Source organism: Streptomyces pratensis, from assembly GCF_016804005.1.
GTDB classification, from domain to species: Bacteria; Actinomycetota; Actinomycetes; order Streptomycetales; family Streptomycetaceae; genus Streptomyces; species Streptomyces pratensis_A.
On the sequence record NZ_CP051486.1, the window covers coordinates 5,260,538 to 5,280,697 of the forward strand.

Below are 20,160 nucleotides of genomic sequence, written 5' to 3' on the forward strand. Positions count from 1 at the left end.
GGGGTGGGTGCTCAGAGGTGGGCGTAGACGTCGTCGAGGGAGATCCCGCGGGCGACCATCATCACCTGGACGTGGTAGAGCAGCTGCGAGATCTCCTCGGCGGCGGCTTCCTTGCCCTCGTATTCGGCGGCCATCCAGACCTCGGCGGCCTCCTCGACGACCTTCTTGCCGATGGCATGCACACCCTTGTCCACCAGCTCGGCGGTGCGGGAGGTGGAGGGGTCGCCGTCGGCGGCCTTGCGCTGCAGCTCGGCGAAGAGCTCTTCGAAGGTTTTGTTGGCCATGATGGTCCTTAGAATACGGGGTCCCGGAACGCTGCTCAGCGCCAGGGTTCGCTGACGGTGCGCAGCGTGGCGGCGGTGGCCACGGCGGCGGTGACCGCTTCGTGACCCTTGTCCTCGTTGGAGCCCTCGAGTCCGGCCCGGTCCAGGGCCTGTTCCTCGTTGTCACAGGTGAGCACGCCGAAGCCGACGGGGACTCCGGTGTCGACCGTGACCTGGGTGAGACCGTTGGTCACGCCCTGGGACACGTATTCGAAGTGGGGGGTGCCGCCACGGATGATCACCCCGAGCGCGACGATCGCGTCGTAGCCACGGCCCGCGAGCACCTTGGCCACGACGGGGAGCTCGAAGCTGCCGGGGACCCGGAGCAGTGTCGGCTCGTCGATGCCCAGGTCACGCAGTGCGCGCAGGGCACCGTCGACGAGCCCGTCCATGACCTGCTCGTGCCACTGCGCAGCGATCACCGCCACCCGCAGGTCTCCGCAGTTGCGTACGGACAGTTCGGGTGCGCCCTTGCCGCTCATGTCTCTCCTGTGTGTTCATCGGTGCTTACTGGTTGCCGCAGGCCGAACGCGGCCCACTGGTCGCCTCGGGCCGCCTCGGCCCATCGGCTGCCGCGGGCCGAACGCGGCTGGCTGTTCGCCGCAGGCCGACGCGGCCTACTGGTTGCCGCAGGCCGACGCGGAGGCGTCGAGCCAGGGCAGGTCGTGGCCCATCCGGTCCCGCTTGGTCCGCAGGTACCGCAGATTGTGCTCACCGGCCTGCACGGGCATGGGCTCACGCCCGGTGACCTTGAGCCCGTACCGCACGAGCGCGGCTGTCTTGTCCGGGTTGTTGGTCATCAGACGCAGGCTGTGCACCCCGAGGTCCCGCAGGATCTGGGCACCCGCCGCGTAGTCCCGTGCGTCGGCGGGCAGTCCGAGTTCCAGATTGGCGTCGAGGGTGTCGGAGCCGCGCTCCTGAAGTTCGTACGCGCGCATCTTCGACAGCAGTCCGATGCCGCGGCCCTCGTGGCCGCGCAGGTAGACCACGACCCCGCGGCCCTCGGCCGTGACGCGTTCCATGGACGTGTGCAACTGCGGGCCGCAGTCACAGCGCTGGGACTGGAAGATGTCACCGGTCAGGCACTCGGAGTGGACCCGGACGAGGACGTCCCGGCCGTCGCCGATGTCACCGTGGACGAGTGCCACGTGTTCGACGCCGTCGACGACGGAGCGGTATCCGTAGGCGGTGAACGGACCGAAGGCCGTGGGCAGCCGGACCTCGGCCTCGCGGCGCACGGTGGGCTCCGAGCTGCGGCGGTAGGCGATCAGGTCCTCGATGGAGATGATCGTGAGGCCGTGCTTGCGGGCGAACGGGACGAGCTCGGGGAGCCGCAGCATCACTCCGTCCTCACCGGCGATCTCGACGATGGCGCCCGCGGGGCGCAGTCCGGCGAGCCTGGCGAGGTCGACGGCGGCCTCGGTGTGTCCGTTGCGGACGAGGACACCTCCGGCACGGGCGCGGAGCGGGAAGATGTGGCCGGGGCGTACGAAGTCGCCGGGACCCGCCTTGCCGCCCGCCAGCATCCGGAGCGTGGTCGCGCGGTCGGCCGCCGAGATGCCGGTGGTCACGCCGTGCGCGGCGGAGGCGTCCACGGAGACGGTGAAGGCCGTCTTCATCGACTCGGTGTTGTCCGTGACCATCTGCGGGAGTTCGAGGCGTTCCAGCTCGTCGTTCTCCATGGGCGCGCAGATCAGACCGCGGCACTCGCTCATCATGAAGGCGATGATCTCGGGGGTCGCCTTCTCCGCGGCGATGACGAGGTCGCCCTCGTTCTCCCGGTCCTCGTCGTCGACGACCACGACGGGCCGTCCGGCAGCGATGTCGCGGATCGCCTGCTCGACGGGGTCGAGCGAGAGGTCTTCGAGGGTGCGGTCGTGCAGCCAGGTGGGCTGGGCAGTCATGCCGTGGCTCCTTCCAGAGCGGGTGTCCGCGTACGCAGCCACCAGTCGCGCATGCCCCAGAGGACAAGCGCGCCGTAGACGACGTAGATGAGACCGGAGAAGGCGAGTCCGCTGTGGAAGTTGAGCGGTACGCCGACGAGGTCGACGAGCAGCCAGGCGAACCAGAACTCGACCATGCCGCGCGCCTGGGCGATCATCGCCACGAGGGTGCCGGCGAAAATATAGGCGTCCGCCCAGGGGCTCCAGGAGAGCGACGGGAAGGCGGTGAACAGCCCGCCGACCGCGAGCGTGCCGAGCACGGCGCCGCCCACCAGGTACCCGCGCTCACGCCAGGTCGCGAAGCGCACGGCGATGGAACCGTCCTGCGCCTGCTGCCTGCCTCGGGTCCACTGCTGCCAGCCCCAGACGGCGACTGCGATGACGATCAGCTGCTTGCCGACGCTGCCCGCCTGCTGCACGGAGACGTTGGCGGCGACCAGGACGACGCCGGACAGGAGCTGGGCGGGCCACGTCCACACGGAGCGGAGCCAGCCGAGGGCCAGGGCGATCAGACCGATCGTGTTGCCGATCATGTCCGACCAGATGATGTGCTGCCCGAAGGCGGTGAACGCCTCGGAGTTCAGCCAGTCGAGGGCGTTCACGCGACCGGCTCCCCGGCTTCCGGGGCGGAGCCGTGGGCGAGCAGCCGCTCGACGTACTTCGCGAGGACGTCCACCTCCAGGTTGACCGGGTCGCCCGGCTCCTTGATGCCGAGGGTGGTCAGCGCGAGGGTGGTGGGGATCAGGCTGATCGTGAAGAAGTCGGGTCCCGCGTCGACGACGGTCAGGCTCACGCCGTCGACGGTGATCGAGCCCTTCTCCACCACGTAGCGGGTCAGACCGGCGGGCAGGGAGACCGTGACGAGCTCCCAGTTCTCGGAGACCTTGCGCTCGACGATGTGGCCGGTGCCGTCCACGTGGCCCTGGACGATGTGGCCGCCGAGGCGTCCGCCGAGGGCCATCGGGCGCTCCAGGTTGACCCGGGAGCCGGGGGCCAGTGCACCGAGGCTGGAGCGGTCCAGCGTCTCGGCCATGACGTCGGCGGTGAACTCGTTCTCCCCGAGGTCCACGACGGTGAGGCAGACACCGTTGACCGCGATGGAGTCGCCGTGCTTGGCGCCCTCGGTCACTACGGGCCCGCGCAGTCGGAAACGGGAGGCGTCGTCGAGCTTCTCGACGGCTGTGACCTCACCCAGTTCTTCGACAATTCCGGTGAACACTCAGTTTCCCTTCCGAGCAGGAACGGGGACGGCGGTGATGCGCAGATCGGGGCCGATACGGACGGTCTCGGTCACATCGAGGCGCAACGCCTGGGAGATGGTGGAGATTCCGGCATCGGCGAGGGCGGCGGGGCCCGCGCCGAGGAGAACCGGTGCGAGGTAGCCGACGACGGTGTCGACCGCCCCCGCGGCGACGAAGGAGCCGGCCAGGACAGGGCCGCCTTCGAGGAGTACGGAGCGGATCCCCCGGCCGTGGAGGGCCGCGAGCAGTGCGTCGACATCCAGGCCCGGCCCGCCTGCGGCGCGCGGCAGGCGCAGCACGGCCTCCTCGGGGAGGTGACCGGCCTCGGCGTCGTCGGCGACCGCGACCAGGGTGGGCGCGGACCCGTCGAGGACCCGGGCCCCGGGCCGGACGGCGGTGGCGCCGGTGTCGACGACCACCCGGAGAGGCTGGGTGGCGCCCTCGATGCCACGTACGCCCAGCTGGGGGTCGTCGGCGCGGGCGGTACCGGAGCCGACCACCACGGCGTCGGCCTCGGCCCGCAGGCGGTGTACGTCGGCGCGGGCCTCGGGGGAGGTGATCCAGCGGCTGGTGGAGTCGGCGGCGGCGATCCGGCCGTCGAGGGTCGCCGCGTACTTCCAGAGGACGTACGGACGGCCGAGGCGGACCGAGGTGAGCCACGCGGTGTTCCCCGCCTCGGCCTCGTCGGCGAGGAGGCCCTGCTCCACCTGGACACCTGCGGCGCGCAGGGTCTCGGCACCGCCTGTGGCCTGCGGGTTCGGGTCGCTCACCGCGTACAGGACGCGGCGGACGCCGGCCTCGATCAGTGCCTGGGCACAGGGCCCGGTGCGTCCGGTGTGGTTACAGGGTTCGAGGGTGACGAACGCGGTGCCGCCACGGGCCCGTCCGCCGGCCGCGCGCAGGGCGTGGATCTCGGCGTGCGGCCCTCCGGCGCGCTGGTGGAAGCCCTCGCCGGCCTGCTCCCCGGCGGCGTCGAGGATGATGCATCCGACGACCGGGTTCGGGCTGGTGGCGCCGAGTCCGCGGGCTGCGAGCGTGATCGCACGCCGCATGGCGGCTCTTTCGGCTGCGGTTGCCACCGGGTCCTCCTGCCTCTTCGGGCACGGACTCCGGGGCCTGTCGATGACGACAGATGAAGCGGAACGCAACAGGAGAACGCCGGAGACCGAGGACAGGATGTGGTGGTCCCGGGATCTCCCGGACACATCCGCCTACGGCGGCGTACCTGTGACGGCCCGCCGCGCACTGCCTCCCATCCGGACTTTCACCGTCGGTCCAGGAATCTCACCTGGTCAACCGGCCGCTGGATGCGGACGGGTCGCGGACTATAACCGCCGGTTCGGAATTACACCGACCCCGGAGTGCGCTGCTGCTGGTACAGAACACATTCTGCCACGGCGCGCACTGGTCCATACGGGTGCCCTCTGTGGGACAGCTCACAGACGGCCACCGAGTCCCTCACGGAGCGTCACGCCCCCGGGGTGAACAGCGCGTCCTGGGCAGCCTCCCGGGCGGCGAACAGCCCGCCGCGCAGGACCGCGCCGCCGCCCAGCGTCCCTGCCCTGACCTCCGTACGCAGCGGTGACATCCGGGCCAGTCGCTCCTCCACCCGCGCGGCAAGGACGTCGCCGCCGGCGCGGCCGACCTCGCCCGCCAGGACCAGGCAGCCGGGGTCCAGGACGGAGACGACGGAGGCGGCTCCGAGCGCCAGGCGGTCGGCCAGTCCGGACAGAAAGGCCTCACCGGCCTCGTCACCGGCCCGCAGTGCGGCGCGGACGGCGAAGGCCGCCGCCGGGTCCTGCTCCTGCGCTCCGCCGTCCGAGGTGTCCGACGTCCCGATGCCATGCCGCGCCGCCAGCTCGCAGACGGCGGCCGAGCCGACCAGGGAGTGGAATCCCCCCTCGCAGTTGACCGACGAGGGGACCCCGGAGGTTCCTGGCACCGGCAGGAACCCGATCTCCCCGGCTCCGCCCGACGCGCCGCGCCGCAACTTCCCGTCGAGCATGACGGCGGCGCCGATGCCGTGGCCGAGCCAGAGCAGCACGAAGGTGTCGCGGTCCTGGGCCGCACCGATGCGGTGCTCGGCGACGGCGGCGAGGTTGGTCTCGTTCTCTACGAGGACGGTGGCGGACAGTCTCTGCTGGAGTTCCCTGACCAGACCCCCGTGCCAGGCGGGGAGGCCCGCGGTGTTCCTGAGCTCGCCGGTGACCGGGTCGATCAGGCCGGGGGCGCCGATGCCGACGCTGTGCAACGGAGCCGTCCCCGCGGTGCGGGCGGTGCGCTCCAGCATCCCCACGGCACGCTCGACGGCGAACCGCGTGCCGGTGTCGCTGCCGATGGGCAGGGTCGCCTCGGCGAGGGTGACGCCGAGGAGGTCCGCGACGGCCACGGCGACGCTGTCCGTCCGTACGTCGAGGGCGGCCAGGTGGACGCGGTCGGCGACGATCCCGTACAGCCGGGCGTTGGGGCCCCGGCGGTCCGAACCGCTCTCCCCGACCACCCGGACCAGGCCGGCGTCCTGCAGGCGGTCCACCAGATCGGCGACCGTGGGGCGGGACAGGCCGGTCAGGCTCTTCAGCTGAGTGGCCGTCAGCGGGCCGTCCTGCTGGAGGAGTCGCAGGGCGAGCCGGTCGTTGATGGCCCGGGCGGTGCTCGGGGATGCGGGCATGCCGGAATCCTTCCAGACCTCTGACGGTCCGCCGCCACAGGGGGTTATTTATCAGGCAGGGTTCCTGATAGTTTACGGCCCGCACCGCACGACAGGCGCCGGGGGCACCGGTCTGCCGCAATTCATCAGGGGAGGGCACGGCGTATGACGAAGGACTCGACTGTCCCGGTCTTCGGCACGGAGCAGATCAGGCGGGCCAGATACGCGGTCGCCGCGGTCTTCGCCGTGCACGGTGCGGTCACCGGCAGTTTCGCGACCCGGGTGCCGTGGATCCAGGACCACGCCTCGGTGAGCGCGGGGCAGCTCGGACTCGCGCTCGCCTTCCCCGCCATCGGCGCCTCGCTCGCCATGCCACTGGCCGGCAGCGTCAGTCACCGTTACGGGGCCCGGACGGCCCTGCGCGGACTGCTGGCGCTCTGGACGCTGGCGCTGATCCTGCCGGCCATGGCCCCCAATCTGCTGACGCTCTGCCTCGCACTGTTCGTGTACGGGGCGACGGCGGGGATGTCGGACGTGGCGATGAACGCGCTCGGCGTCGAGGTGGAGAACCGGCTCGACAAGTCGATCATGTCCGGCCTGCACGGCATGTGGAGTGTGGGTGCCCTGATCGGTTCGGCGGCAGGCACGGTCGCGGCGCACATCGGGGCCGACGCCCGGCTGCACCACACCCTCGCCGCACTGGTGCTGACGGCGCTCGGCCTGGCCGCCTGCCAGGGCGTCCTGGACCTGCGCGGCGAGGCCGACGAGGAGCCGCCGCCGCGCTTCACCCTGCCGCCGAAGTCCGCACTGGTCATCGGAGCCGTGGGCTTCTGCGCGGTGTTCGCCGAGGGGGCCAGCATGGACTGGTCGGCGGTCTACCTCCGGGACGTCATGGGCAGTTCGGCCGGGCTCGCCGCGGCGTCCACCACGGCCTTCGCCCTCATGATGGCCATCGCCCGGCTCGCCGGCGACAAGGTGGTCGACCGTTTCGGCGCGGTGCGGACCGTACGTGTGGGAGGCGTCCTGGCCACCGTCGGCGGACTGCTCGTGATCCTGTCGCCCGGCCCGGCCCTGGCACTCTGCGGGTTCGGGCTGCTGGGCCTCGGTGTGGCGGTCGTCGTCCCGCTGGCGTTCGCCGCGGCCGGACGCAGTGGCACGAACCCGAGCCGGGCCATCGCGGGCGTCGCCACCATCACGTACACCTCCGGGCTCATCGCCCCGTCCGCGATCGGCTCGCTGGCGGAGGCCACCTCGCTGCTCACGTCGTTCGGCCTGGTGACGGTGCTGGCGTTCGGGCTGGTCCTGGGCGCGGGGGTGCTGCGGGCGGGCGACCGCAAGGTCGCGGAGGGCAGCACGCCGCAGCCTGCGCCCACCCGGAGCCCGGCGGGAAGCTGACGCCCGGCGGCGGCGCGGAGGAGCGGCACGGAACAGCAGATTCCGCATGCCGCGGGGTCGAGGGCGAGGCCTCCGGCCCGCGGCACTAACATGGCTCTGTTCTTTTCCGCGGGTGGGACCCCCAGGGCGCACCGCACACACCAATCAGGGAGCGACCATGGGCCTCGGCGTGCGCTGGACCTTGCACGGCGACGGGAAGACCCCCGCACCGGGGGCCGTGGTGCGCCCGGACGAGCGGCTCTCCTGGCCCCGTACCTTCGGCCTGGGCGCCCAGCACGTGGTGGCCATGTTCGGAGCGTCGTTCGTCGCGCCCGTCCTGATGGGTCTCGACCCGAACCTCGCGATCATGATGTCCGGCGTCGCCACCGCCATCTTCCTGCTCGCCACGAAGGGCAGGGTGCCCAGCTACCTGGGGTGCTCGCTCTCCTTCGTGGGCGTGGCCGCCACGATCCGGGCCAGTGGCGGCAGCAGTGCCACCGTCACGGGCGCGGTGCTGGTCGTCGGTGCCGTGCTGTTCCTGGTGGGCCTCATGGTGCAGCGGTTCGGCGCGCGGATCATCCACGCGGCGATGCCTCCCGTGGTGACCGGTGCCGTCGTGATGCTCATCGGTTTCAACCTGGCGCCCGTCACCGCCTCGACGTACTGGCCCCAGGACCAGTGGACGGCCCTCCTGGTGATGCTGTTCACCGGCCTGGCCGTGGTCTGCCTGCGCGGGTTCTTCTCCCGTATCGCGATCTTCCTCGGGCTAGTCTTCGGGTACGTCCTGTCGTGGGTGCTCGACCTGGTCTTCGGGAAGATCCATTCACCGGCCGGCGGCGCCGAGGCGGTCGACCACTGGCGGCTGGACCTGTCGGCCGTGGCGGACGCCGACTGGATCGGGCTGCCGTCCTTCCACGCCCCGAGCTTCGAGTGGTCCGCGATCCTGGTCGCGCTGCCGGTCGTCATCGCCCTGATCGCCGAGAACGCCGGGCACGTGAAGGCCGTCGGCGAGATGACCGGCGACTCCCTCGACGACAAGCTCGGCACCGCCATCGCCGCGGACGGCGCCGCCTCGATGCTGTCCACGGCCGTCGGGGGCCCGCCCAACACCACGTACTCCGAGAACATCGGGGTGATGGCGGCGACCCGGGTCTACTCCACCGCCGCCTACTGGGCTGCGGCCTGCTTCGCACTGCTCTTCGGCCTGTGCCCCAAGTTCGGTGCTGTCGTGGCCGCGATCCCAGGCGGCGTGCTCGGCGGTATCACCGTCATCCTGTACGGCATGATCGGCCTGCTGGGCGCCCAGATCTGGCTGAACGCCAAGGTCGACCTGCGCAATCCCCTCAATCTCGTACCCGCCGCCGCGGGCATCATCATCGGCGTCGGTGGTGTCAGCCTGAAGATCACCGACAACTTCGAGCTGAGCGGGATCGCCCTCGGCACGCTCGTCGTGATCACCGGCTATCACGCGCTGCGGGCGTTCGCCCCCGCGCACCTCAAGACCCAGGAGCCCCTGCTGGACTCCGGCACGTCCCAGTACGACGAGAAGCCGCCGGCCGGGAAGTCCTGACCCCGGCGGCCGCTCAGCCCGTGGCCAGCTCGTAGGCGTAGTCCGGGGTGAACGAACCGGCCGAGCCCTTGCAGCCGTCGGACTCCCCCGGCAGCTTCACCCACAGGTACGCGTCGATCCCGGCCAGGCCGGTGTCCGTCGCCGGGGTCCTGCCGAGCGCCCGGCCCGCCGGGTCGCACCACTCGCCGGCCCTCGGCGCCCCGTTGCCGTTGCGGCTCGTGTCGATGACGGCGCCCAGGCCGGGCGGACCGCCGAGCGCGGCGAGCACCCGCCGGGCGTACGCGGCCTCGTCGGCCGTGCGGTGGAAGTTGGACACGTTGGTGAAGATGCCGTCGCCACTCGTCGCGGCACCCGCCTCGCGGAGCGCCGCGGCCTGTTTCGCGGCGGTGTGCCAGCCGGAGTGCCCGCCGTCGAAGTAGACCCTGGCCAGCGGGTTCGCGGCCCGCAGGGTCCGGCCGGCCCGAGCAAGGGACGCGAAGCGGTCGGTCCGCTCTCCGGTGGAGAGGCAGTCGGACAGGGCGACCGCGTCCGGTTCCAGGATCACGATGACCGGTCCCTCGCCGAGTCCCGCGGCGAAGTCCTCCATCCAGGCGTCGTAAGCGTCCAGGCCGGGCGCCCCTCCCTCGGAGGCCCCGCCGCAGTCCCGGTCGGGAATCGCGTACGGCACGAGGACGGGTGTGCGGCCGGCGGCTGCCGCGGCGGCCGTCACGTCCCGCACCTGGCGGGTCACGGTGCCCGGGTTGTATGCCGGGAACCAGACCGCGGCCGGCTGCGCCGCGATCCTGGACTCGATCAGTGGCCGGCGCGGATCGTCCCGGTGGGCTCCGACCCAGTCCAGGACCTGGGACCGCGGATGGCGGTAGAGATCGTCGGACTGCGTGGCGGGCCGCGAGGGGCGCTTCGGCGACACGGCCGGCGCCGGGCTCCTGCGCACTGTCCGGGTGGCGCTCGGGGACGGCGAGGCCGTCGCGGATGCCGAGGGTGACACGGACGGGGTGGGCACCGCGGGCAGCTGTTCCAGCACCGGCGACGCGGTCGTGTCCGGCCGCGCGGTCGTGCGCTCGCCGTCCCCCGCGGCGGCTGTCAGACCCGTCGCAGCACCGGCCACCACGACGGCCGACGCCAGAGCCGCCATGGTGTGACGGCGGGCGGCGCGTCTCCTGCGCCGCACCTCGGTCCTGCCTTCTTCCCGTACGCCCGACACCCCTCGTCCCCTCCCCCGGCGCCCGGTGTTCGTCCGTTCCGATGAAGTCTCCGGCCCGTCGGCGCCGTGGCGAGCCTATGGCTGGGACGCTGCCCGCATGGACCGGATCGAGCAGTTCGCACTTCCGGCCGGCGCTGCCGGCACGGTGACCGATGTCGGCACGGTGATCGAGCGGATGCAGGCATTCCGCTCCGACTGGCCGCCCGGGGACGGCGTAGCGGTCTTCAACCAGGTCTATCTGACGGTCACGGAGGCCATCGGCCGTCACATCGCGGGCGGGGCGTTCCCGGACCGGGAAGCCGTGTCCACGCTGGACGTGCGGTTCGCCGAGCGCTATCTGGCGGCGGTCGACACGGCCGTCTCGGGCGGCCGTCCGCCCGAGTGCTGGCGCCCTCTGTTCCAGTTCCGCCGTCATCCGGGCGTACGCCCGCTGCAGTTCGCACTGGCCGGTGTCAACGCGCACATCGGGCACGATCTCGCGCTGGCGGCCGTGGACGCCTGCCGTACGCTCGGCTGCGCTCCGGCGGACCTGAAGGAGGAGTTCGACCGGGTGGGCGATCTCCTCGTGATGCTGGAGGAGCGGATCCGCGAAGATCTGATGCCCGGTCCCGATCTGCTGGAGATCGCCGATCCTCTCGTCCATCTCGCGGGCTCCTGGAGCCTGGACCGGGCCCGCGACGCGTCATGGTCGGCGGCCCGGATGCTGTGGCAGCTTCGTGGAGTGCCGCCTCTGGCCGAGGAGTTCAGGGCACGGATGGATTCCGGGGCCGGGATGGTGGGGCGCTTCCTGCTCACTCCGTGCCGTTGAGGCGACGCGCCGCACGCAGCCCTCAGCTCACCCCTCCGGGAGCTCGACCGGTGCGATCTCGTCGAAGACGTCGCCCGGACCGGGGTTGGCCGGGTCTGTGCTGCCGCCGAACTGCGCCATCACACCCCATACGGCGTTCAGCGCGGTCTGCACCGCCCCCTCCGCCCAGCCCGCCGTCCACGAGATGTCGTCGCCCGCGAGGAACAGGCCGCGCTTGTCGGCGGGCAGCCGGTCCTGCATGAAGTGGGTGAACAGACGTCGCTGGTAGCGGTAGTGGCCGGGCAGGTTGGCCTTGAACGCTCCCATGAAGTACGGCTCGTTCTCCCAGGAGACGGTGACCGGGTTGCCGATGACGTGCTTGCGGATGTCGACGCCCGGATAGATCTCGCCGAGCGACTTGAGCATGACGTCCATGCGCTCCTTCGGTGAGAGGGGCAGCCACTTCAGGCTGTCGTCGCACCAGGTGTAGGAGAGACAGATGACGGCCGGCTTGTCGGGCCCGTCGTCGAGCAGGTACGTCCCGCGGGTCATCCGGTCCGTGAGCGTCATGGACATCGTGTCGCGGCCGGTGGTCTCGTCCTTGTCCAGCCAGAACGGCCGGTCGACCGGCACGAACAGCTTGGACGACTCCATGTAGTGGGTGCGCTCCATCGCCGTCCAGTGGTCGATCGGGAAGAGCGCGTCGTCGCAGGCGATCTTGGAGAGCAGCAGCCAGGACTGACCGGTGAAGACCGCGGCCCCGTAGGTGCGGATGTCCCCGGTGGCGTCGGTGACGGTGATCCGGTTGCCGGCGGTGCGGTCGAGCCGCGTCACGGCCGTGCGCGGCTCCCCGCCGTGCAGGGAGGACAGCGACGTGCCGAGCGGCCAGTGCGTGATCTTCTGCGGCTCACGGTCCCAGAGGCGCAGCGGCAGCTGCTGGCTGCCGCCGACGATCCCCCGGTGGTGGTCGTCGGCCTCGGTGTAGACGACGCGGAGGATCTCCAGGATCGAGTTGGGGAAGTCGGTGTCCCAGCCGCCGGTGCCGAAGCCGACCTGGCCGAAGATCTCGCGGTGCCGGAAGGAGGCGAAGGCCTCGGAGCCGCAGAGGAAGCCGTAGAAGGTCTGGTCGTCGAGCTTCTCGACGAGCTTCGCCCAGATCTCACGGATGCGCGGCACGTCTCGCTCGCGCATCGCGCGGTTCATGCCGGAGAAGTCCGCGCCCTCCTCCAGGCAGGAGTTCCAGGCGTCCATCACCTCGCGGTACACCTGCGGCAGGTCGTCGATGGTCCGCGCGTAGTGGGACTCCCCCTTGAGGTCGACGACGGTCGACGGGGTGGCCGGGGAGAGGGGGTTGGGGAACGGCTCGGTCTCCAGGCCCACCAGGTCGATGTAGTGCTGGAGCGCCGTGGACGAGGGCGGGAAGCGCATGGCGCCCATCTCGGCGGTCAGCGAGGGGTCGCAGCCCTCGAAGCCGACCGTGCGCAGCCGGCCGCCTATGCGGTCCGCCTCGTAGACGACGGGCTTCAGACCCATCTTCATGAGTTCGTACGCGGCGATGATGCCGGAGAGCCCGCCGCCGATGACGGCGACCTCGGTCCCGTGTCCGGTGGCCGGTATCTGCCCGAGGCCTGCCGGGTGGGCGAGGTAGTCGTCGTAGGCGTACGGGAAGTCCGGCCCGAACATGGTGATCGGCGGCTGCGCTTCGGTGTGCTGGACGGCGTTGGGCACGGTGGACGTCATGGGGGTACGGACTCCTGGCGGGAAGTGAGCGACGGGGGCGAGGGCTCAGACGAGGGAGCCGTACAGACCGGGAACACGGTCGTCGAGATACGGGTTGGCGGCACGGGAGGCGGCGAGCAGAGCGGGGTCGACATCGCCGAGGAGCAGTTCCTCCCCGCGCCCGGCGCGGGCCCGGACCGTACCGTCGGGGCCGGCCAGGCAGCTCAGCCCGGTGAAATCGAACTCGCCTTCCCTGCCGGTCCTGTTGACGTACGCGATGTAGAGCTGGCTCTCGAACGCCCGGACCGGCACGACGGCTTCGGCGACGAATGTGAAGGGGTGCATCAGCGCGGTGGGGACGAGCAGCAGCTCCGTCCCGGCCAGGGCGTGCGCGCGTACGTTCTCGGGGAACTCGACGTCGTAGCAGATCAGCATCCCGACCCTTACGCCGTCCAGGTCGGCCTGCACCACGGGGCGCTCACCGGGCGTGAACCACTCCTCCTCGAAGCTGCCGAAGAGATGTGTCTTGCGGTAGTTGGCGAGCGGCGCCCCGTCGGGTCCGATGAGCTGTGCCGCGTTGAAGACCGCCTCGCCGGTCCGCTCCGGGTAGCCGTAGTGGACGGCGAGTCCGTGGCGCACGCAGATGTCGGCGATCGCCTGCGCGGCGGGCCCGTCCGCGGGCTCGGCGAGCTCGGGGACGGAGTCGCCGATGGCGTAACCGGTGAGGAACAGCTCCGGACAGACCAGCAGCCGGGCACCCGCGGAGGCGGCCCGCGCCGCGGCCTCGTCGAGCGTGGCGAGGTTGCCGGCCACGGAGCCGGCTCGTCCGGAGCTCTGGAGCAGGGCGGTGCGCAACGGCGGCATGGCTGACCTCGGGCGGGACGGGCGGGGTGGGGAGACGTATCGAAGGTACGGTGCGGGGATCGCGGCCGACAAGGCGCGATTGTTGCGCGTGCACCGTCGATCCGTTGCGTTGCTGCCCGCCGGGGCGGCGATTCGTTGCGTGGGGCGTTCCCGCAGGTCAGGCGAGTGATCTCCGTCTCGCCTGGGAGTCCCCCGGAGGGCCCGGGACCCCCCTGTTCCGGCCGGCCCCCTGCCCGCCCGTCGCCCGTACGGTGGTCAGGCCGGCGGGGCCGGCGAGTACCGGCGAAGCAGCGGGGAGAGCACGAGCACCGACTTGGTCCGCTCGACGTACGGCTCGCCGGCGATCCGCTCCAGCACCTGCTCGAAGTGCCGCATGTCGGCGGCGAAGACCTGCACGATCGCGTCGGCGTCGCCCGTCACCGTGGACGCGGACGCGATCTCCGGATACGCGGAGAGGCCCCGCTTGATGGCTTCGGGGGCGGTGTTGCGGCTGCAGTAGATCTCGATGAACCCCTCGGTCTCCCAGCCGAGCGCCGCCGGGTCGACCCGCACGGTGAAGCCCGTGATGGCGCCCTCGGCGCGCAGCCGGTCCACACGGCGTTTCACCGCGGGGGCGGAGAGGCCGATGAGGGCACCGATGTCCGCGTAGGAGCGGCGGGCGTCTTCGGCGAGGGCGTGGACGATGCGTTCGTCGAGGTCGTTCAGGCGCACTTCGGGTGGGTCACTTCTCTGCGGCGGAGGAATCCGGGGGCGGCACGGGCCGCCCCCGAAGTAGACCACGGGCGCCCCGTGCGGGGCGCGCTCACCGCGGGGAGCCGCGAGGAGCCGCGGGTCAGAAGGGGAACTGCGAGCGGCCGTGCTGGACCGAGATCCACTTCTGCGTGGTGAAGGCCTCCAGCATCGACTCGCCGTTCAGCCGTCCGAGGCCCGAGTTCTTCTCGCCGCCGAAGGGAACGATGGGCTCGTCGTGGACCGTGCCGTCATTGATGTGGATCATGCCGGTGCGGATCCGCTGCCCCACCCGTACACCGCGCTCGATGTTCCCGGTGTGGACCGCGCCGCTCAGTCCGTAGGGGGTGTCGTTGGCGATCCGTACGGCCTCGTCCTCACCGTCGAAGGGGACCAGCAGGGCGACCGGCCCGAATATCTCCTGCCGCAGCACGGGGGAATCGTCGGCGAGGCCGGTCAGCACGGAGGGGCTCACGACATTGCCTTCGGCCCGTCCGTGCAGCAGTGCCGTGGCCCCCGCCTCCACGGTCTCGTCGACGAGCTTGGTCACCGCGTCGGCCTGCGAGGAGCTGATCAGCGGGCCGATGTGGGTCGCGGGGTCGGCCGGGTCGCCGACGCGCAGGGAGGCGACCTTGGCGACGAACTTCTCGGTGAACTCCTGCTCGACGGACCGGTCCACCAGGATGCGGTTGGCCGCCATGCAGACCTGGCCCTGGTGGATGTAGCGGCTGAACACGGCCGCGTCGACGGCGTAGTCGACGTCGGCGTCGTCCAGGACGATCAGCGCGCTGTTGCCGCCCAGTTCGAGCACGGCGCGCTTGAGGTTGGCCGCGCAGACCTTCGCGACGTGGCGGCCGATCCGGTCCGAGCCGGTGAAGGAGATCACCTGCGGGACGGGGTGCTCCAGCAGGCTGTCCCCGATCTCGGCGATGTCGGTGACCACGACGTTCAGCAGCCCGGCGGGCAGCCCTGCCTCCTCGAACACCTTGGCGATCAGCGTGCCGCCGCAGACGGGGGTGTTCTGATGCGGCTTGAGGACGACGGCGTTGCCGAGGGCCAGCGCGGGTGCGACCGACTTGAGCGACAGCAGGAAGGGGAAGTTGAAGGGGCTGATGACGCCCACGACGCCCACGGGCAGCCGGTAGACGCGGTTCTCCTTGCCCTCGGTCGGCGAGGGGAGTATCTGCCCGGTGGACCTCAGGGTGAGCTGGACCGCCTCGCGCAGGAACTCCTTGGCCAGGTGCAGCTCGAAGCCCGCCTTCAGCCGGGTGCCGCCGAGCTCCGCGACGATGGCCTCGCTGATCTCGGCCTCGCGCTCCTCGACGACGCGCAGCGCCTTCTCCAGCACGGCCCGTCTGGCGTACGGGTTCGTGTCCGCCCACTCCGGCTGCGCCCGCTCGGCGGCCCGGTAGGCCTGGTCGACCTCGCCGGCCGTCGCAACGGTGACGGAGGCGAGCTTCTCCCCGCTGTACGGGTTGAAGTCGATGATGTCCCAGGACCCCTTCCCCGGCCTCCACTCACCGTCGATGTACTGCTGGGCCAGGTCGGTGAAGAAGGAGGACATGAGATCCCTTACCGCAGAGGGGCGGGCAGCTGATAGCGGCTCATATTACTTATCCTTCAACCAAGTTGAAGGGGATACGGGAGTGCCCCATGTGAAGACGATCCACCGTCGTCGGGCTCGGGCGCACATGAAAAAGGGTGCCCCTCCTGGCGCGAACGCCGGGGAGGGGCACCCTTCGAGCAGGGCCGCACGGGCCTCGGAATCAACTCCAGCTGGCGTGGAGGGGCTTGCCCTCCGCGTAACCGGCGGCGCTCTGCACACCCACGATCGCCTTCTCGGCGAACTCCTCCAGTGAGGACGCACCCGCGTAGGTGCAGGAGGAACGGACACCGGCGATGATCGAGTCGACCAGGTCCTCCACACCGGGGCGGGTGGGGTCGAGGAACATCCGCGACGTGGAGATGCCCTCCTCGAACAGCGCCTTGCGGGCCCGGTCGTAGGAGGACTCCTCCGAGGTGCGGTTCTTGACCGCGCGCGCCGAGGCCATCCCGAACGACTCCTTGTAGTACCGCCCGTCGGCGGACTGCTGGAGGTCGCCGGGCGACTCGTACGTACCGGCGAACCAGGAGCCGATCATGACGTTGGACGCGCCGGCGGCCAGCGCCATCGCCACGTCGCGCGGGTGCCGGACACCGCCGTCGGCCCAGACGTGCTTGCCGTGCTTCCTCGCCTCGGCGGCACATTCCAGTACGGCGGAGAACTGCGGCCTGCCGACGCCGGTCATCATCCGGGTCGTGCACATGGCGCCGGGCCCCACACCGACCTTGATGATGTCGGCGCCCGCCTCGATGAGGTCGCGCACGCCCTCGGCCGACACGACGTTGCCCGCGACGACCGGTACGGCCGGGTCGAGCGCCCGGACGGCGGCGACCGCGCTGATCATGGATTCCTGGTGGCCGTGCGCCGTGTCCACCACGAGCGTGTCGACGCCCGCGTCGAGGAGCTGCTTGGCCTTGCCCGCCACGTCGCCGTTGATACCGACGGCCGCCGCGATCCGCAGCTTGCCCTCCGCGTCCGTCGCGGGGGTGTAGAGCGTCGCGCGCAGCGCGGCCTTGCGGGTGAGGATGCCGACGAGCCTGCCGTCCGCGTCGACCGCCGGAGCGAGCTTGCGGTTGGCGCCGTCGAGCCTGGTGAAGGCCTCACGCGGGTCGATGTCCGCGTCGAGCACGACCAGGTCCTTGGACATGACCTCGGACAGCTGGGTGAAACGGTCGACGCCGGTCAGGTCGTGCTCGGTGACGACCCCGACCGGCCGGTGCTCGGCGTCGACGACGACGCCGGCTCCGTGGGCCCGCTTGTGCAGGAGGGAGAGCGCGTCGCCGACGGTCTGGCCGGGGGCCAGCACGATCGGCGTGTCGAGCACGAGGTGGCGCTTCTTGACCCAGCCGATGACCTCGGTGACGACCTCGATCGGGATGTCCTGGGGGATGACGACCAGCCCGCCGCGCCGGGCGATGGTTTCGGCCATCCGGCGGCCCGCGATGGCGGTCATGTTCGCGACGACGAGCGGAATGGTGGTACCGCTGCCGTCCGGCGAGGAGAGATCCACGGCCTGCCGGGACCCCACCGCCGAACGGCCGGGAACCATGAAGACATCGTCGTACGTGAGGTCGTAAGGGACCGAGGGAGAGGTCGTGAAGCGACCGGTGCCGGGTTCAAGAAAACGCATAACACCCATTTTTTCATATGAAACGGTGCAGGTCGTTTCCACGAAGACACAGCAATGGACCCCCGCGTTCGTCAGTTCCTCCAAGGGAGCCGCCGGGGGGCCGGGCAAGTGGAAGCCTGCCTTACCCATGGACCCTACCCGAACACGATTCGCTCCTTCGCGATCACGATCCCTGGACCGGGTGACAGGGGGTCAGGTAGCTTCAAATCCGCAGGTCCCTGCGGTAGGCGCGGTGCCGCCCACTGCCCGGCACACCTGTCACGCGTACGGCCGGAGAGGATGGGGATCCGCCTGTGGAGAGCGAACTGCCCGACATCTACTGCCCGTTCCCCCAGCGGAGCAATCCGCACGTGAGTCACACCCGTGAGCACCTGGACACCTGGACCCGGCACACCGGCCTGGTACACCGGGAATCAGCCAGACGACGTTTCGAGCAGGCCGACTTCGGCGCCTTCGTGGGCATGGTCTACCCGACCGCGAACAGCGAGCACCTGGACCTGGTCGCCGACTGGTTCGTCTGGCTGTTCCTCGTCGACGACCAGCTGGACGACGGACACCTGGGCCGCAGCCCCGACCGCGTACGCGACGTGGTGCGGCGGATGCTCTCCGTGGTCGACGGCACGGCTCCCGCTCTCCGGCCGGACGAGGAGGCCCCCGCCGCGCTCGTCGCCCTGACGGACTTGTGGGAACGTACGGTTCCGCAGGCCGCGCCCCAGTGGCGCACGCGCTTCACCTGGCACCTCATGAAGTATCTGACGACCGCAACCACCTGGGAGGCGGGGAACCGCGCCGACGGTGTCGTGCCGTCCGAGGCGACGTACATCGCCAAGCGCAGGCACACCGGGGCGATCCACGTGTGCATGGACCTGATCGAGATCGTCGTGGGCATCGGAGCGCCCGAGTCGGTCCACAACGACGCCCGCTTCATCACGGCGCTGGAAGCGTCCTGCAACGTCGTGTGCTGGGCGAACGACGTCTACTCCTACGAGAAGGAACAGGTGCTGGGCGAGATCCACAATCTCGTCCACCTGGTCCGCCACCACCGCGGCTACGGCAAGCGGCAGGCACTGGAACACGTGTGCGCGGAGATCGCCACCGAGACGAAACGCTTCCTCACCGCCGAGGACGAGCTGCTCCACACGCACCCGGAGCTGGCGGGCCTGCTCGTGCCCTATCTCGACGGGATGCGGAGCTGGATGCGCGGGAATCTGGACTGGTCGCGGCAGACCCCCCGCTACAACCCGGCGGACGTCAGCCAGTACGCCGAGCCGGGCGCCTATCTGGAGGAGTCCGTCCTGGGTGCGGGCGCGGACCACTCGGCGCTGGGCGCGGCGGACGGCCGCTGAGGACGGATCACGGAAGGAGGCCGGGCACCCGCAGTGGGTGCCCGGCCTCCTTCCGTGACCGGCCCTCGGGCCGCGACCCGGCCATTCGTGCTCAGGGTCAGTCGTCGGGGTCCGCCCGCTCCAGCGCCGGCCGCTGACCCGCGGCGGACTCCGTCAGGAGGTAGTCGGCCGCGGCAGTGTCCGTGACGAGGCTGGTGACCAGCCCCGAGCGCAGCACCGCACCGATCGCCGCCGCCTTCCGCTGTCCTCCGGCGATGGCCACCACCTCGGGGATCCGGCGCAGCCGGTCCGCCTCCACGGTGATGCACCGCTCACCGAGATCGCGGCCGACCCGGCGCCCGTCCGAGTCGAAGAGGTGGGCGGACATCTCCGCCGCCACACCGAGCGACGCGTAGTGGCCCCGCTCCTCGTCCGAGAGCATGTCGTGGACGGTGGAGATTCCGGGTTCCCAGGAACCGATGGAGACCGCGGCGACCGTCACCTTGTCGAAGTACTCGAAAGCGCGGGCGATACCCGTCTGGTGCCGCAACGCGGCAGCCGTCGCGGGGTCGGGCAGAAGCATCGGAGCGTAGATCGGGTGCGCCTCACCGCCCGACACCTGTGCGGCGCGGCGGACCGCCTCGACCGAGCCGCGCTCGGCCGTACCCGCGTCGTAGACCCCGGTCAGCTGCACGACCGTGCACGGGGGCAGCCGGTCGAGGGCGGCCGCCATGTGGATGGTGGAGCGGCCCCAGGCCAGCCCCAGCACATCCCCCTCGTTCACCAGCTCGCCGAGCAGGTCGGCCGCCACCTCACCCAGGTTCTCCGGATCGGCGGCGTCGTCCTGCTCCTCCGCCGGGGATTCGACCACGACAGCGTGCCGCAGGCCGTAGCGTGCCCGGAGCGCGTCGGAGCGCTCCGCGTCCAGCTCCGCCGGTACCCGGATCTCGATCCGTACGAGATCGCGCTCGAGGGCCGTCTCCAGAACCCGGGCCACCTTGAAGCGGCTGACGCCGAACTCCTCGGCGATCTGGATCTTCGACTTTCCCTCCAGGTAGAACCGGCGGGCCATGGCCGCCGCCTGCACCAGCTCCGCGGGTCCCATCCGCATGGCTGACCGACCCGCCGAGATGCCAGACACCGCGATCTCCTCACTGCTGTTCACACGCCCGATACGCCGTTCATCCTGTCAGATCCGGCG

Annotated in this window: 18 protein-coding genes and 1 riboswitch; of the genes, 4 read left to right on the forward strand and 14 right to left on the reverse strand. The window is 70.9% G+C overall.

Annotated features, from left to right (window positions below):
* Positions 1–11: 11 nt before the first annotated feature.
* The 7 genes from HED23_RS21395 to HED23_RS21425 form a co-directional block, all read right to left on the reverse strand.
* On the reverse strand, positions 12–284 hold the full coding sequence (locus HED23_RS21395) for a phosphoribosyl-ATP diphosphatase (protein WP_033304265.1): 273 nt from the start codon (positions 282–284) through the stop codon (positions 12–14).
* 35 nt (positions 285–319) lie between these two features.
* The gene (ribH, locus tag HED23_RS21400) at positions 320–805 is read right to left on the reverse strand and encodes a 6,7-dimethyl-8-ribityllumazine synthase (RefSeq protein WP_033304266.1); all 486 of its coding nucleotides are present in this window, start codon (positions 803–805) and stop codon (positions 320–322) included.
* Positions 806–940: 135 nt separating this feature from the next.
* The gene (locus HED23_RS21405) at positions 941–2,227 is read right to left on the reverse strand and encodes a bifunctional 3,4-dihydroxy-2-butanone-4-phosphate synthase/GTP cyclohydrolase II (RefSeq protein ID WP_203184998.1); all 1,287 of its coding nucleotides are present in this window, start codon (positions 2,225–2,227) and stop codon (positions 941–943) included.
* Entirely contained in the window at positions 2,224–2,868 is a 645-nt protein-coding gene (locus HED23_RS21410; RefSeq protein WP_203184999.1) for a nicotinamide mononucleotide transporter family protein, read from the reverse strand. Before HED23_RS21410 ends, HED23_RS21405 begins: the two co-directional genes overlap by 4 nt.
* Complete coding sequence (locus tag HED23_RS21415; RefSeq protein ID WP_203185000.1) at positions 2,865–3,485, reverse strand: riboflavin synthase; 621 nt, start codon at positions 3,483–3,485, stop codon at positions 2,865–2,867. The genes HED23_RS21410 and HED23_RS21415 overlap by 4 nt, the downstream gene beginning before the upstream one ends.
* A complete protein-coding gene (gene ribD / locus HED23_RS21420; protein WP_203185001.1) occupies positions 3,486–4,586 on the reverse strand; it encodes a bifunctional diaminohydroxyphosphoribosylaminopyrimidine deaminase/5-amino-6-(5-phosphoribosylamino)uracil reductase RibD in 1,101 nt (366 codons plus the stop codon).
* A 159-nt stretch (positions 4,587–4,745) separates the two neighbouring features.
* Positions 4,746–4,876, reverse strand: a riboswitch (FMN riboswitch).
* 99 nt (positions 4,877–4,975) lie between these two features.
* Positions 4,976–6,175, reverse strand: coding sequence for an ROK family transcriptional regulator (locus HED23_RS21425; protein WP_203185002.1), 1,200 nt, complete (start codon positions 6,173–6,175; stop codon positions 4,976–4,978).
* A 144-nt stretch (positions 6,176–6,319) separates the two neighbouring features.
* Between HED23_RS21425 and HED23_RS21430 the strand changes: the two genes are divergently transcribed.
* Entirely contained in the window at positions 6,320–7,549 is a 1,230-nt protein-coding gene (locus HED23_RS21430; protein ID WP_203185003.1) for an MFS transporter, read from the forward strand.
* Positions 7,550–7,706: 157 nt separating this feature from the next.
* Complete coding sequence (locus HED23_RS21435) at positions 7,707–9,098, forward strand: uracil-xanthine permease family protein (protein WP_203185004.1); 1,392 nt, start codon at positions 7,707–7,709, stop codon at positions 9,096–9,098.
* 13 nt (positions 9,099–9,111) lie between these two features.
* Here HED23_RS21435 and HED23_RS21440 read toward each other — a convergent pair whose 3' ends face one another.
* Positions 9,112–10,302: a glycoside hydrolase family 6 protein gene (locus HED23_RS21440; RefSeq protein ID WP_420803046.1), complete on the reverse strand. Its 1,191-nt coding sequence runs from the start codon at positions 10,300–10,302 to the stop codon at positions 9,112–9,114.
* 97 nt (positions 10,303–10,399) lie between these two features.
* On the opposite strand from HED23_RS21440, the gene HED23_RS21445 reads away from it, so the two are divergent.
* Positions 10,400–11,110: a DUF5995 family protein gene (locus HED23_RS21445; protein ID WP_203185005.1), complete on the forward strand. Its 711-nt coding sequence runs from the start codon at positions 10,400–10,402 to the stop codon at positions 11,108–11,110.
* Between the two features lie 27 nt (positions 11,111–11,137).
* On the opposite strand, the gene HED23_RS21450 is transcribed toward HED23_RS21445, so the two are convergent.
* From HED23_RS21450 to HED23_RS21470, 5 genes are all read right to left on the reverse strand, one after another.
* Positions 11,138–12,829: a flavin monoamine oxidase family protein gene (locus HED23_RS21450; protein WP_203185006.1), complete on the reverse strand. Its 1,692-nt coding sequence runs from the start codon at positions 12,827–12,829 to the stop codon at positions 11,138–11,140.
* A gap of 45 nt (positions 12,830–12,874) precedes the next feature.
* Positions 12,875–13,672, reverse strand: coding sequence for a carbon-nitrogen hydrolase family protein (locus HED23_RS21455; RefSeq protein ID WP_203185007.1), 798 nt, complete (start codon positions 13,670–13,672; stop codon positions 12,875–12,877).
* A gap of 255 nt (positions 13,673–13,927) precedes the next feature.
* Positions 13,928–14,383: an Lrp/AsnC family transcriptional regulator gene (locus HED23_RS21460; protein WP_203185008.1), complete on the reverse strand. Its 456-nt coding sequence runs from the start codon at positions 14,381–14,383 to the stop codon at positions 13,928–13,930.
* A 121-nt stretch (positions 14,384–14,504) separates the two neighbouring features.
* Entirely contained in the window at positions 14,505–15,965 is a 1,461-nt protein-coding gene (locus HED23_RS21465) for an aldehyde dehydrogenase family protein (protein WP_203185009.1), read from the reverse strand.
* A gap of 202 nt (positions 15,966–16,167) precedes the next feature.
* Positions 16,168–17,634 (reverse strand): GuaB1 family IMP dehydrogenase-related protein, encoded by a 1,467-nt coding sequence (locus HED23_RS21470; RefSeq protein ID WP_203185010.1) that lies wholly within the window; start codon positions 17,632–17,634, stop codon positions 16,168–16,170.
* Positions 17,635–17,927: 293 nt separating this feature from the next.
* Here HED23_RS21470 and HED23_RS21475 point away from each other — a divergent pair, with 293 nt between their 5' ends.
* The gene (locus HED23_RS21475) at positions 17,928–18,980 is read left to right on the forward strand and encodes a terpene synthase family protein (RefSeq protein ID WP_203185011.1); all 1,053 of its coding nucleotides are present in this window, start codon (positions 17,928–17,930) and stop codon (positions 18,978–18,980) included.
* A gap of 97 nt (positions 18,981–19,077) precedes the next feature.
* Here the strand turns inward: HED23_RS21475 and HED23_RS21480 are convergent, their stop codons facing one another.
* A complete protein-coding gene (locus tag HED23_RS21480) occupies positions 19,078–20,064 on the reverse strand; it encodes a sugar-binding transcriptional regulator (protein WP_203187585.1) in 987 nt (328 codons plus the stop codon).
* Positions 20,065–20,160: the final 96 nt, after the last annotated feature.

Excerpts from the sequence above, each read along its gene's own strand:
- HED23_RS21405 (WP_203184998.1), bottom strand. The coding sequence starts at position 2,227 with ATGACTGCCCAGCCCACCTGGCTGCACGACCGCACCCTCGAAGACCTC.
- ribH (WP_033304266.1), bottom strand. The coding sequence starts at position 805 with ATGAGCGGCAAGGGCGCACCCGAACTGTCCGTACGCAACTGCGGAGAC.
- HED23_RS21455 (WP_203185007.1), bottom strand. The coding sequence starts at position 13,672 with ATGCCGCCGTTGCGCACCGCCCTGCTCCAGAGCTCCGGACGAGCCGGC.
- HED23_RS21450 (WP_203185006.1), bottom strand. The coding sequence starts at position 12,829 with ATGACGTCCACCGTGCCCAACGCCGTCCAGCACACCGAAGCGCAGCCG.
- HED23_RS21480 (WP_203187585.1), bottom strand. The coding sequence starts at position 20,064 with ATGGGACCCGCGGAGCTGGTGCAGGCGGCGGCCATGGCCCGCCGGTTC.
- HED23_RS21395 (WP_033304265.1), bottom strand. The coding sequence starts at position 284 with ATGGCCAACAAAACCTTCGAAGAGCTCTTCGCCGAGCTGCAGCGCAAG.
- HED23_RS21470 (WP_203185010.1), bottom strand. The coding sequence starts at position 17,634 with ATGCGTTTTCTTGAACCCGGCACCGGTCGCTTCACGACCTCTCCCTCG.
- HED23_RS21465 (WP_203185009.1), bottom strand. The coding sequence starts at position 15,965 with ATGTCCTCCTTCTTCACCGACCTGGCCCAGCAGTACATCGACGGTGAG.
- HED23_RS21425 (WP_203185002.1), bottom strand. The coding sequence starts at position 6,175 with ATGCCCGCATCCCCGAGCACCGCCCGGGCCATCAACGACCGGCTCGCC.
- HED23_RS21445 (WP_203185005.1), top strand. The coding sequence starts at position 10,400 with ATGGACCGGATCGAGCAGTTCGCACTTCCGGCCGGCGCTGCCGGCACG.
- HED23_RS21430 (WP_203185003.1), top strand. The coding sequence starts at position 6,320 with ATGACGAAGGACTCGACTGTCCCGGTCTTCGGCACGGAGCAGATCAGG.
- HED23_RS21435 (WP_203185004.1), top strand. The coding sequence starts at position 7,707 with ATGGGCCTCGGCGTGCGCTGGACCTTGCACGGCGACGGGAAGACCCCC.